The organism is Micromonospora sp. WMMD1076 (assembly GCF_029581475.1).
GTDB classification, from domain to species: Bacteria; Actinomycetota; Actinomycetes; order Mycobacteriales; family Micromonosporaceae; genus Micromonospora; species Micromonospora aurantiaca.
Map to the genome: position 1 here is coordinate 1,306,910 of NZ_CP120862.1, position 12,523 is coordinate 1,319,432.

The 12,523-nt window shown below is 73.1% G+C and carries 9 protein-coding genes; 6 read left to right on the forward strand and 3 right to left on the reverse strand.

Annotated elements, in window-relative coordinates:
• The first annotated feature begins 81 nt into the window (after positions 1-81).
• The 3 genes from O7622_RS06455 (at position 82) to topA (ending at position 4,318) form a co-directional block, all read left to right on the forward strand.
• The gene (locus O7622_RS06455; RefSeq protein ID WP_282312341.1) at positions 82-624 is read left to right on the forward strand and encodes a hypothetical protein; all 543 of its coding nucleotides are present in this window, start codon (positions 82-84) and stop codon (positions 622-624) included.
• The gene (locus O7622_RS06460) at positions 615-1,223 is read left to right on the forward strand and encodes a hypothetical protein (RefSeq protein ID WP_282312342.1); all 609 of its coding nucleotides are present in this window, start codon (positions 615-617) and stop codon (positions 1,221-1,223) included. The genes O7622_RS06455 and O7622_RS06460 overlap by 10 nt, the downstream gene beginning before the upstream one ends.
• 269 nt (positions 1,224-1,492) lie before the next feature.
• The gene (topA, locus tag O7622_RS06465; protein ID WP_282312343.1) at positions 1,493-4,318 is read left to right on the forward strand and encodes a type I DNA topoisomerase; all 2,826 of its coding nucleotides are present in this window, start codon (positions 1,493-1,495) and stop codon (positions 4,316-4,318) included.
• A 46-nt stretch (positions 4,319-4,364) separates the two neighbouring features.
• Here the strand turns inward: topA and O7622_RS06470 are convergent, their stop codons facing one another.
• Together O7622_RS06470 and O7622_RS06475 are read right to left on the reverse strand one after the other, a co-directional pair.
• On the reverse strand, positions 4,365-5,285 hold the full coding sequence (locus O7622_RS06470) for a DUF559 domain-containing protein (protein ID WP_282312344.1): 921 nt from the start codon (positions 5,283-5,285) through the stop codon (positions 4,365-4,367).
• Positions 5,286-5,408: 123 nt separating this feature from the next.
• Positions 5,409-6,725, reverse strand: coding sequence for a D-arabinono-1,4-lactone oxidase (locus tag O7622_RS06475; protein ID WP_282312346.1), 1,317 nt, complete (start codon positions 6,723-6,725; stop codon positions 5,409-5,411).
• Positions 6,726-6,944: 219 nt separating this feature from the next.
• On the opposite strand from O7622_RS06475, the gene O7622_RS06480 reads away from it, so the two are divergent.
• Complete coding sequence (locus O7622_RS06480; protein ID WP_030274442.1) at positions 6,945-7,520, forward strand: TetR family transcriptional regulator; 576 nt, start codon at positions 6,945-6,947, stop codon at positions 7,518-7,520.
• A 78-nt stretch (positions 7,521-7,598) separates the two neighbouring features.
• Here O7622_RS06480 and O7622_RS06485 read toward each other — a convergent pair whose 3' ends face one another.
• Positions 7,599-8,807: an amino acid deaminase/aldolase gene (locus O7622_RS06485; RefSeq protein ID WP_282312350.1), complete on the reverse strand. Its 1,209-nt coding sequence runs from the start codon at positions 8,805-8,807 to the stop codon at positions 7,599-7,601.
• Positions 8,808-9,024: 217 nt separating this feature from the next.
• Here O7622_RS06485 and tmk point away from each other — a divergent pair, with 217 nt between their 5' ends.
• Positions 9,025-11,181 (forward strand): dTMP kinase, encoded by a 2,157-nt coding sequence (gene tmk / locus O7622_RS06490; RefSeq protein ID WP_282312352.1) that lies wholly within the window; start codon positions 9,025-9,027, stop codon positions 11,179-11,181.
• Positions 11,178-12,449, forward strand: coding sequence for a DNA polymerase III subunit delta' (locus O7622_RS06495; RefSeq protein ID WP_282312355.1), 1,272 nt, complete (start codon positions 11,178-11,180; stop codon positions 12,447-12,449). The genes tmk and O7622_RS06495 overlap by 4 nt, the downstream gene beginning before the upstream one ends.
• Positions 12,450-12,523 lie beyond the last annotated feature (74 nt).

A 12,523-nucleotide genomic window follows, 5' to 3' on the forward strand; every position in this document is an offset into this window, starting at 1 on the left:
CCGGCCCCGGCCGGCCGGGAACCCCGTGCCCGGCAAACCTGACCGGTGGCGGTTCCGCCCGGAGGTCGTACGCTGCTTCGCATGCGTACGCGCCGGGCGGCAACCGCCGGAAAGCTCACGGTGGTCCTGGCCACGCTGGTCCTCGTCGCCGCCGGGTGCGGTGGCGGTCCCAACCCCCGGGTCTGGGCCGCGTCGGTGTGCCAGGCGCTCACCCCGTGGCGCGCGGAGATCTCCAAGCTGACCAGCAGCACCCAGCAGCAGATGACCGCGCAGACCACCCCGGCGCAGGCCAAGGAGAACCTGGTCCGGCTCTTCGCCGGCGCCGAGCAGGCCAGCGAGACGGCCCGGCGCAAGGTCGAGGAGGCGGGCGTGCCCGAGGCCGAACGCGGCGCCGAGGTGTCCGCCGGGTTCCTCGGGTCGCTGAGCAAGATGCGTGACGCGTACGGCCGCGCCCGGTCCGCCATCGACCGGCTCGACACCGCCCAGGCCGGTCCGTTCTACGACGGCGTGCGCGCCGCCGTGGACACGCTCAACAAGGAGTACGACGCGAGCGCGCTGGACACCGGCAAACTCGACTCGACCGAGCTGAAAGAGGCCTTCGACGAGGTCCCGGAGTGTCGCTGACCCCTCCCACCCCGAAACCGGCCCGCCAGCCCTCGCTGTTCTCCACCGAGGCGGCCGATCCCGCGCTGGCGGACCTCTCCGGCCTGCTCGCCGGGCCGGGTGAGGTGGGGCGGATGGGCGGCACGGCCCGGATCTCCGTGGTGGTCGACGTCGCCTGGCGGGTGCACGTGCTGGTGGCCGAGCTGGGCGCCCGGGGTGTGCCGGCGAGCTGGGAGCCGACCGAGGACGGGCGGCACCGGGTGCGCACCGCGTACACGAGCATGCTGGCGCCGCTCGCGCGGGCCTGGCTGCGCGGTGCGGCGAAGCGGCCACCGGCCCGTTTCCACCTGGACGGGCGGCGGCTGCGGCTCTGGGCGGCCGCCGCCGGCACGGCCGAGCCGGGCGGGTTCCGGCTGCGGCTCGGACCGGCCGACGAGCCGTGCTGGCCGGTGGTCCGCGCCGCGCTGGCGGCGGTCGGGCTGCCGGCCGCGTTCGTGGAGCCGGACGAGGGCGGACCCGCGTTCCGGATCGGCGGGCGGCGGATGTCGCGGCTCGCCGAACTGGTGGGGGAACGGCCGGCCACGGCGCCGGCGGCGGAGTGGCCGGGCTCGCACGGCTGACCGTCCGGTGTCCGAACCCGGACACCCGGCGACGGCTGCGCCGGGTGTACGCGATCGTCACAGTGACCCGCCTGCCGCCCTACCCACGGTGTACCGTGACGCCGTCCGGCAGGGTGCGGCCGGCGGTCGCCGGGAGGGCGGCCCGTTTGCCGCCCACGAAACCCGGAACGCGGACGGCGCGTTACGTTGGACATCCGGACCGCCTGTGGTCCGGGTGGTGCAACACGGCCCGAAGCGGGCATGGCGTAGGAGTGAGGTCGGGGAGAGACGTGCCGAGCAACGCTGGAACCACCCGTCTGGTCATCGTCGAGTCACCGGCGAAGGCCAAGACGATCTCGGGCTACCTCGGCCCGGGGTACGTCGTGGAGGCCAGCTTCGGCCACGTCCGGGACCTGCCCCGCAACGCCGCCGACGTCCCGGCGAAGTACAAGGGTGAGCCGTGGGCGCGCCTCGGCGTCGACGTCGACAACGGCTTCCACGCGCTCTACGTGGTGTCGCCCGACCGTAAGCAGCAGATCAGCAAGCTGGTGAAGCTGGCCAAGGAGGTCGACGAGATCTTCCTGGCGACGGATGAGGACCGCGAGGGCGAGGCCATCGCCTGGCACCTGGTGGAGACGCTCAAGCCCAAGGTGCCGGTCAAGCGGATGGTCTTCCACGAGATCACCAAGCCGGCGATCCAGGCCGCTGTGGCGAACCCCCGGGAGATCGACCGCGACCTGGTCGACGCCCAGGAGGCGCGGCGCATCCTCGACCGCCTCTACGGCTACGAGGTCTCGCCGGTGCTGTGGAAGAAGGTCATGCCGAGGCTGTCGGCGGGCCGGGTGCAGTCAGTGGCGACGCGGATCGTGGTCGAGCGGGAGCGCCAGCGGATGGCGTTCCGCACCGCCGAGTACTGGGACATCCTGGCCACGCTCGCGGTGGCGAAGCCGGGCGAGGGCCCGCGCACGTTCAACGCCACGCTCGTCGCGCTCAACGGTGACCGGATCGCCACCGGCAAGGACTTCGAGCCGACCACCGGCCGGGTGCGGCCCGGCGCGGGTGTGGTGCACCTGGACGAGGGCGGCGCCCGGGGGCTCGCGGCCCGCCTGGCCGACCAGCCGTTCACCGTCACCCGGGTCGAGGAGAAGCCCTACCGCCGCCGCCCGTACGCGCCGTTCATCACCTCCACGCTCCAGCAGGAGGCGGCCCGCAAGATGCGGTTCTCGTCGCAGCAGACGATGCGCACCGCGCAGCGCCTGTACGAGAACGGCTACATCACCTACATGCGTACCGACTCGGTGAACCTGTCCGAGACGGCCATCGCGGCGGCCCGCCGGCAGATCGTCGAGCTGTACGGCGAGCGCAGCGTGCCGCCGGAGCCGCGCCGCTACACCGGCAAGGTGAAGAACGCGCAGGAGGCGCACGAGGCGATCCGCCCCGCGGGCGACAACTTCCGCACCCCGGGCGAGGTGGCCAAGGAGCTGTCCGCCGAGGAGTTCAAGCTCTACGAGCTGATCTGGCGGCGCACCATCGCCTCGCAGATGACCGACGCGGTCGGCTCCAGCGTGTCGGTGCGCATCCGCGCCGTCTCCTCCGCCCAGGAGGAGGCCGACTTCGGCGCGACCGGCAAGACCATCACCGACCCGGGCTTCCTGCGCGCGTACGTCGAGTCCAGCGACGACGAGAACGCCGAGGCCGAGGACGCCGAGCGGCGGCTGCCCACGCTCGTCAAGGACCAGCCGCTGACCGCCGACGAGCTGGCCGCGCAGGGCCACCACACCCAGCCGCCCGCCCGCTACACCGAGGCGTCGCTGGTCAAGGCGCTCGAAGAGCTGGGCATCGGCCGGCCCTCCACGTACGCGTCGATCATGCAGACGATCCAGGACCGCGGGTACGTGGTGAAGCGCGGCCAGGCCATGATCCCGTCGTTCCTGGCGTTCGCGGTGATCGGGCTGATGGAGCGGCACTACCCGCGCCTGATCGACTACGACTTCACGGCCAGCATGGAGAACGAGCTGGACGAGATCGCCGGTGGTGACCACGCCGCCGTCGACTTCCTCACCTCCTTCTACTTCGGCAGCACCAACGGCACCGGCGACCAGGCCATCGCGCACGCCGGCGGCTTGAAGAAGCTGGTCACCGAGAATCTCAGCGAGATCGACGCGCGCAGCGTCAACTCCATCCCCCTGTTCACCGACGACGAGGGCCGCGAGGTCGTCGTCCGGGTCGGCCGGTACGGGCCGTACCTGCAGCGGGCGCTCCCCGGCGAGCAGCAGGTGCCGGCACCGGCGGCCTCGGGTGAGGGCGAGGAGAGTGGCTCGCCGGGCGACCGGGCGCCGATCCCGGAGGGCCTGGCCCCCGACGAGCTGACCCCGGAGAAGGTGCACGAGCTGTTCCTCGGCGGCGGCGGTGAGCGCAAGCTCGGCGACGACCCGTCGACCGGCGAGCCGATCGTGCTCAAGTCCGGCCGGTTCGGCCCGTACGTGGCCAGCGGCGAGCGCAAGTCGTCGCTGCTGCGCTCGCAGACGCCGGACAGCCTGACCCTGGAGCAGGCGTTGCAGCTGCTGCGCCTGCCCCGGCTGATCGGCGTGGCCCCGGACGGCGCCGAGGTGTTCGCCAACAACGGCCGTTACGGCCCGTACGTCAAGCGCGGTGACGACTTCCGCTCGTTGGACTCGGAAGACAAGATGTTCACAGTCACGCTGGACGAGGCGCTGGCGTTGCTGGCCGCCCCGAAGACGCGCCAGCGCCGGGCAGCCGCGCCGCCGCTGCGGGAGATGGGCAACGACCCGCTCACCGAGAAGCCGCTGGTGATCAAGGACGGCCGGTTCGGGCCGTACGTGACGGACGGCGAGTTCAACGCGTCGCTGCGGCGCGGGCAGACGCCGGAGGAGCTGACGCTGGAGCAGGCGTCGGAGATGCTGGCCGAGAAGCGCGCGAAGGGCCCGGCGCCGAAGAAGAAGGCCGCCAAGAAGGCCGCCCCGGCGAAGAAGACCACGGCCGCGAAGAAGACCACGGCCGCGGCGAAGAAGACGACGGCCAAGGCCACGGCGGCGAAGAAAACTCCCGCGAAGAAGGCCGCTCCCAAGAAGGCGACCTCAACCCCGAAGGAGTGATCTTGGTACGGAAACGCCCGTGGAGGGGCGGATCCGTACCAAGATCTCAGCCGGGCCAGCCTACGTATCGCAGGGCGGCACGCAACTGGGTGATCACGCGGGTGGGGTCGTTGCGGACCGCCCAGGCGGGGAAGCGCAGGACCCGGTCACCGGTGGTCCAGACGTCGTTCTGCCGCTGCATGTCCGCCCAGGCGGTCTTCGGGTCGAGGTGCTGCCCGCCGTCGATCTCGACGTGCACCCGCCACCGCTCGAACCAGACGTCCAGGTAGCGCCGCCGCCCGGTGGCGTCACGCCGGACGACCTGGAGGGACGGTTCGGGTAGCCCGGCCCGCCGGACGAGATCGAGGAAGTCGATTTCGGCAAGGGACTGAGCGCCGCCGGCCGCGTCCGTGGCGGTCGCCAGGATCAGCCGGCGCCGACGTGCGCGAGGGAGCCGCTGTAGCACCCGATGCAGGTCGTCGCCCCAGACCAGGCGTTGCTGGAAGCCTGCCGCGATGACAGCCCGTGCCTCCTCGTCGGTCGCCGCCCACTGTGCCGCGTCGACGAGCGAGCGGGCCGGCATGGTCCGGCGGGGCTTGCCGACGTCCAGCACGTCCTCTGGCGGCAGTGCGGTGGTGCGATGGATCCGCACACCCGGTGGCAGGGTTCGCGTCTGATGCCGGGCCGGCAGCAGCAGATGCACCAGCCGGCTCTCGTAGCGCCGCAGGCCCCATGCCTGGGCCGCGGTGAGTCCACCCAGCGTCGCTGCCGGTCCCGCCGCGAGCACCGCCACCCAACGCCACTCTTTCGGACCCACCGGCCCGTTGTGGGTGACGTAGACGCGCCGGTGCGCCTGCCGCCAGCGCCCGCTGCCCAGCCGGTGCCGGATCGCCTTCTCGGACAGGAACCGTCGAGCCTGCGTCGCTTCGAGCACCCGTTCCTGATGGAACAGCAACCAGCTCAACTCGTCCGCGTCATCCCCCGGCATCTCCACACATGAATCCCACCTGCTGTCCCGTCCTCCCTGTTGCCCCTGTGGACAGCCGCCAAGATCTTGGTACGGGAACGCCCTTCAAGGGGCGCCCCCGTACCAAGATCTCCGCTAGGCCGGTCAGGCGCCCAGGACCTGGGTCAGGTAGGGGTTCTGGAAGATGTGGGACGGGTCCAGGCGGGCGCGGACGGACTGGAAGTCCGCGAATCTCGGGTAGGCGCTCGCCAGGGACTCGGCGGTGCGCCAGTGCAGCTTGCCCCAGTGCGGGCGGCCGCCCAACTCCGTCGCCACCTGCTCGAACGCGCGGAAGTACGGCTCGTACGGCATGCCCGCGTACTGGTGCACGGCGATGTACGCCGAGTCCCGCCCGTACGAGTGGGACAGCCAGATGTCGTCGGCGGCGGTGAACCGCACCTCGACCGGGAACAGCACCTTGAACGGCAGCCGGTCCACGATCCGGCGCAGCTCGGCCAGCGCGGTGGGCAGTGCCTCGCGCGGCAGCCCGTACTCCATCTCCACGAAGCGGACCCGGCGCGGCGTGCAGAACACCCGGTCGGAGCGGCCGGTGTAGGTGCGTTCGGTGAGCGCGCGGGCGGAGACGGCGCTGATCGTGGGTGCGAGGGCGGGTACGGCGCGGCCGAGGCGGCAGGCGCCGGCGAAGACGGTGTTGGAGAGGAACTCGTCGTCCAGCCAGCCGCGCCAGCCGGGAAGCGGCCGGTCGTCGGCGGTTACCCGGTCGTTGGTCTTGACCTGCACCCGGTCGGTGTACGGGAACCAGTAGAACTCGGCGTGGTCGTGCGCGTCGTACAGGCCGGGCAGGTCGTCGAGCACCTCGGCGAGCGGGGCCGGGCGTTCGTGCGCGCGCAGCACGAAGGCGTCCACGCAGCGCAGCGTGACCTCGACCAGCACGCCCACCGCGCCGAGCCCGACCCGGGCGGCGTCGAAGACGTCGCGGTTCTCCTCGGCCGAGCAGCGCAGCACCTCGCCGGTGCCGGTGACGAGCGTCAGCCCGGCCACGAAGGTGGACAGGCAGCCCAGTTTCGCCCCGGTGCCGTGGGTGCCTGTGGAGAGCGCACCGGCGATGGTCTGGGCGTCGATGTCGCCCAGGTTCGGCATGGCGAGGCCGTGCCCGGCGAGCAGTTCGTTGAGCGTGTGCAACGTCATCCCGGCCGGTACGGTGACCAGGCGGCGCGCCACGTCGACTGTGACGTCCGTCTCCAGCGCGGCGAGGTCGATCCGGTGCCCGTCGGCGACGGCGGTGGCGGTGAAGGAGTGGCCGCTGCCGGTGGCCCGGATGGTCCGGCCCGCCGCGGCGGCCCGGCGCACCGCCTCGGCCACGTCGGAGACGCTGCGCGGGCGCACGGTGAGGAGCGCGGTGCTGTGCTGGTTGCCGGCCCAGTTGGACCAGGTGGCGGTGGTACCGGTCATCGCGGCCACTCCTCGACATGAATATGAACTGAATTCATATCAGGAACGTTGTGCCTGGTAAATACCGCAATCGAGCCCGGCTCGTTGTACCGGTAGTCACAGACTCGTGACGTGCAGATATGTTCATCCGTCGAAGGGGGGTGGCGCCGAGTGTCCACACCAGCCGCCACGACCGGGCCGCTGCGTCGGGTACCGGTGCAGGGTCGAAGTGTCGCGCGGGTCCAGCGGATGCTGGACGCCTGCGCCGAGCTCGTCGACGAGGTGGGGTACGAAGGGCTGACCACGACCCTGCTCGCCGAGCGTGCCGAGGTGGCGATCGGGTCGGTCTACCAGTTCTTCCCGGACAAACGGGCGATCGTGCAGGCGCTGACCCTGCGCACCATGGAGTCCTACCTCCAGCGGCTCGACGAGCGGTTCTCCTCGGACGACCTGACCCACTGGTGGGACGGTGTCGACGCGGCGATCGACGAGTACATCTCGATGCACCGCACCGTCCCCGGCTTCCGTACCCTGCACTTCGGCGACGTGGTCGACCTGCACCTGCTGGACGACCAGCGGGACAACAACGGGGTCATCGCGGAGCAGCTCGCCCGCGTACTCACCGAGCGTTTCGGCCTGGCCGGGGTGCCCGACCTGCGGTTCCACCTGGAGGTCGCGGTGGAGGCCGCCGACGCCCTGATCAAGCTGGCCTTCCGCCGCCGCACCGACGGCGACGAGCGGGTGCTGGTCGAGGCCAAGGCGCTCATCCGGGAGTACCTGCACCGGCAGGTGAACGCCCCCACGGAGGCCGTCCACCAGGGTTGAGCGGCACGTTGAACGGCGGGTTCCCGAGTGCGCCGGGGCCCGCCGTCGTCACGCGGTGGGGCAGGGCCGCGGGGCGGCTCAGAGGAAGGCGTGCCCCTCGCCCCGGTAGGTCGGCACGGTGGCGACCACCGCGTCCCCCTCGACCAGGTGCACCTCGTTGACGTGCTCGCACAGCTCGCCCGCCTTGGCGTGACGGAACCACACCCGGTCGCCGACGCGCAGGCCGTCAGCGGACTTCCCGGCCAGCGGCGTCTGCACCTCGCCGGCGCCCTCCGCGCCGAGCAGCTTCAACCCTTCCGGCAGCCACGGCCGCGGCAGCCGGTTGTCCGCCGCCGGGCCGGAGGCGATCCAGCCGCCGCCGAGCACCGTCGCCAGCCCGGGCGCCGGGCGGCGGACCACCGCGCAGGCGAAGAACGCCGCCGGGGTCGGCTGCCAGGCACGGTACGCGTCGAACAGCGTCGGCCCGTACAGGCCGGAGCCCGCGGTGACCTCGGTGACCGCGGGGTCCGCGCTGGTGGCGGCCACGCTGCCGGTGCCGCCGCCGTTGACGAACTCCAGGTCGGCGTGCTCGCGGACGGCGCCGACCGCGGCCGAGCGGCGGGCCAGCAGTTCCCGGTACGACCCGCGCTGCGCGACCCGGATCGCCGAGCCGAGCATCGCCTGTCCGGGTGGCGCGTCGCCGAGGCCGGCGATCTGTGCCTCGTACGACATCAGGCCGACCAGCCGGAAGCCCGGCCGGCCGGCGACGGCGGCGGCGAGCGCGCCGGCCGCCGTCGCGCTGTGTACCGGGGAGCGGCGCACGCCGACGTGCACCCGGCCGCCCAGCGGGCGCCAGGAGGCGTCCAGGTCGAGGCAGATCCGCAACGCGGGGCGGCGCGCGGGCGGGCACACCCGGTCGATCAGGTCGAGCTGCGCGGTGTCGTCGATCATCAGTGTCACCGCGTCGGCGAGCGCCGGGTCGGCGGCCAGGTCGGTGAGGCCGCCCCGGTGGGCCGTCGGGTACGCCACGAGCACGTCGTCGCTGACCCCGGAGCGGACCAGCCAGAGCGCCTCGGGCAGCGTGAAGGCCATCACGCCGTGCCATCCGGGCCGCTTGAGCGCCCGGGTCAGCAGCTCGCGGACCCGTACCGACTTGCTCGCCACGCGCAGCGGCTTGCCGCCGGACCGGCCGGCCAGGGCCTCGGCGTTGGCGTCGAACGCGGTGAGGTCGACGACTGCGTACGGCGGGTCGAGGTGAGCGGTCGCCCGGTCGAGACGATCGCGAGTCTTGTCACGGTCGATGGCCACGTCTGCACGCTAACTGTCTGGACGGCAATGCGAAATACCCTCGCGTCTGTCCGGGCTGCGGGCGGTGGTCCCGGCGGCCTAGGCTCGGCGAGCAGGCGAATGTCGCGGGGGACGACCCTTCCTGCGCGACTAGAGTGTTCCACCGGGGATGCCCAGACCTGGGCCGGCACGTGGAGGTACGGCCATCGAAAGCCAGAACAACGGCGAGTCGCCCGGCGTGTCGTCGCCCGGGACAGCCGCCGACCACTCCGGCGTCGCCGCCATCCGGTCGGTGCTGCGCATCCGGCCGTTCCGCAGGCTGTGGATCGTCCTCAGCGCCGCCTCCTTCGGCGACTGGCTCGGCCTGCTCGCCACCGCGCTGTTCGCCGCGTCCCAGGTCTCCGGCAGCACTGCCCAGGGCGCCGCGTTCGGCGGTGTGACCGCGATCCGGCTGCTCCCGGCGCTGGTGCTCGGCCCGGTGGCTGGTGTGTTCGCCGACCGGTTCGACCGCCGGTGGACCATGGTCATCTGCGACCTGCTGCGCTTCGTGCTGTTCGCCTCGATCCCGCTGTACGCGCTCACCGGCGCCGCGGGCGGGCTGGTGGTCGGCTGGGCGCTGATCGCCACCTTCCTGATCGAGTCGATCACGTTGATGTGGATCCCGGCCAAGGAGGCGGCGGTCCCCAACCTCATCCCGCGTACCCGGCTGGAGGCGGCGAACCAGCTCACGCTGATCACCACGTACGGCCTCACGCCGGTGGCCGCGGCCGTCGCCCTGGCCGTGCTGACCCGCGGCCTGCCCAGCGCGGTCGGCGGCGACCTGCCGAACTGGGCCGAGCCGGCCCAGCTCGCGCTCTGGTTCAACGCCTTGTCCCGGCTGGCCACCGCGCTCGTGGTGGCGCTCGGGATCAAGGAGATCAGCCACGCCCAGCGCGCCGAGGCGGCGCGCACCGAGCAGAGCATGTTCCGGCAGTTCTCCGAGGGCTGGAAATACATCGGCCAGACCCCACTCGTCCGTGGCCTGGTGCTGGGCATCTTCGGCGCGTTCGCCGGCGGCGGCATCGTGGTCGGCACGGGCAAGTTCTTCGCCAACTCGCTCGGCGCCGGTGACGCCGCGTTCTCGCTGCTCTTCGGCGCGATCTTCGTCGGCCTGGCGCTCGGCATCGGCCTCGGGCCGATGATCGTGCGGGACATGTCCCGCCGCCGCTGGTTCGGCATGAGCATCGTGCTCGCCAGCGCCTCGGTGCTGGTGCTCGCGTTCGCCATCCACCTGTCCATGGCCATCCTCGGCGCGATCCTGGTCGGCGCGGGCGCCGGCATGGCGTTCCTGGCCGGCACCACGCTGCTCGGCGGCGAGGTCGCCGACGAGGTACGCGGCCGGGTCTTCGCGGTGGTGCAGATCGGCACCCGGCTGGTGCTGATCCTGGCGATCGCGCTCAGCAGCCTCCTGGTCGGTGTCGGCGGCTCCCGTCAGCTCACCATCGCCGACCTGGGCATCTCCATCTCCTCCACGCGGCTGCTGCTGCTCGCCGCGGGCGCGGCCGGCATCATCGCCGGGATCAGCGCGTTCGGCCAGATGGACGACAAGAAGGGCGTACCGGTCCTCGCCGACCTGTGGGGCTCGATCCGGGGCCGCCCGCTGATGCCGGCCGAGCCGTTCGTCTCCAGCGGCCTGTTCGTGGTCTTCGAGGGCGGCGAGGGCGCCGGCAAGTCCACCCAGCTCGCCGCGCTGGCCGAGCGGCTGCGCGCGCAGGGCCGCGACGTGGTGGTCACCCGCGAGCCGGGTGCCACGCCGGTCGGCGAGCGGATCCGCTCCCTGGTGCTCGGCACCACGCCCGGCGAGGCGCCGTCGCCGCGCGCCGAGGCGCTGCTCTACGCCGCCGACCGGGCGCACCACGTGGCCACCGTCGTCCGCCCGGCGCTCGTGCGCGGCGCTGTGGTGATCAGCGACCGGTACGTCGACTCGTCGCTCGCCTACCAGGGCGCCGGTCGGACGCTGCCGGTGGACGAGGTCTCCTGGCTCTCCTCCTGGGCCACCGGTGGCCTCAAGCCCGACCTGGTGGTGCTGCTCGACGTCGAGCCGCGTACCGGCCTGAGCCGGGTCGAGGACCGCGCCGAGGGCACCGACCGGCTGGAGGCCGAGTCGCTGACGTTCCACGAGCGGGTCCGGTACGCCTTCCTCGACCTGGCCGCCGGTGACCCGAAGCGATACCTGGTGCTCGACGCGTCCCGCCCGATCGACGAGACCGCCGAGGCGGTCGCCCGCCGGGTGGGCGAGCTGCTCACCGATCCGGCCGGCATCGTGCACCCCCGTCCGGCGCAGGGCCCGGACACCTCGGTCCAGCCCGAGTTATCCGACGCGGAGCTGGTGACGATGGAGCAACCCCGACGATGACCGACGTCTTCGGCGATCTGGTCGGGCAGGACGAGGCGGTGGCCACGCTGCGGCGGGCCGCCGCCTCGGCCGCCGCCCTGCTGCGCGCGCCGGTGTCGTCCCCCGCGGGCGGGCACGACGACCTCGACGCGCTCGCCGAGGAGCACGACGGCGACCCGGCGCCGGCCACGCCCGCCGGCCCGGGCGCCGGCATGACCCACGCCTGGATCTTCACCGGGCCGCCCGGATCGGGCCGCTCGGTGGCCGCCCGCGCCTTCGCCGCCGCGCTGGAGTGCGTGCACGGCACCGGCTGCGGCACCTGTCCCGGCTGCCACACCACGCTCGCCGGCACCCACGCGGACGTCCGCCTCGTGGTGCCCGAGGGCCTGTCCATCGGCGTCAACGAGATGCGCGCGCTGGTGCTGCGGGCGGCCAGCGCGCCCTCCGGCGGCCGGTGGCAGATCGTGATCATCGAGGACGCCGACCGGCTCACCGAGGCCGCCGGCAACGCGCTGCTCAAGGCGATCGAGGAGCCGCCGCCGCGTACCGTCTTCCTGCTCTGCGCCCCGTCCACCCACCCGGACGACATCTCCGTGACCATCCGGTCGCGCTGCCGCGTCGTACCCCTGCGGCAGCCGCCGCCCGCAGCGGTGGCCGAGGTGCTGGTCCGCCGCGACGGCGTCGCGCCGGACGTGGCCGAGTGGGCCGCCGCGGCGGCGCAGGGGCACGTGGGCCGGGCCCGGCGGCTGGCCCGCGACCCGGAGGCCCGGCAGCGGCGTGACGCGGTGCTGGCCGTACCGCGTCGGCTGACCGGCGTGGGCGCGGCGTTCGACGCGGCCTCGGCGCTCATCGAGGCCGCCGAGGCGGAGGCCGCCGCGTCCGTCGCGGAGATCGACGAGGCGGAGCGTACGGCGTTGCAGACCGCGCTCGGCGCGGGCGGCACCGGCCGGGGCGCGGCCGGTGCCATGCGCGGCGCGGCCGGCCAGCTCAAGGATCTGGAGAAGCGGCAGAAGTCGCGGGCCACCCGCGCCCAGCGGGACGCGCTCGACCGCGCCTTGGTCGACCTGGCCGGGTTCTACCGGGACGCGCTCACCATGGCGTGGCGGGCGCCGGTCGCCCCGGTGCACACCGACACCGCGCCGCTCGCCGGTGCGGGCGCGCAGAAGTGGGACGCCGAGGGCTCGCTGCGACGCCTGGAGGCGGTGCTGGAGTGCCGCGCGGCGATCGAGGCCAACGTCAAGCCGCGGATCGCCGTGGAGGCGATGATGCTGGCCCTCTGGCGCGGCTGAGCCGGGCCCTTCCGCACTGTCCACAGGGCATCGACACGCGCGATTGGCGTGCGGTACGGTCCGGTGATGCCGCG

Bases quoted from the DNA above. Each gene is read 5' to 3' on its own strand.
- O7622_RS06455 (WP_282312341.1), top strand. From the start codon at position 82: ATGCGTACGCGCCGGGCGGCAACCGCCGGAAAGCTCACGGTGGTCCTG.
- O7622_RS06470 (WP_282312344.1), bottom strand. From the start codon at position 5,285: ATGCCGGGGGATGACGCGGACGAGTTGAGCTGGTTGCTGTTCCATCAG.
- O7622_RS06480 (WP_030274442.1), top strand. From the start codon at position 6,945: ATGCTGGACGCCTGCGCCGAGCTCGTCGACGAGGTGGGGTACGAAGGG.
- O7622_RS06495 (WP_282312355.1), top strand. From the start codon at position 11,178: ATGACCGACGTCTTCGGCGATCTGGTCGGGCAGGACGAGGCGGTGGCC.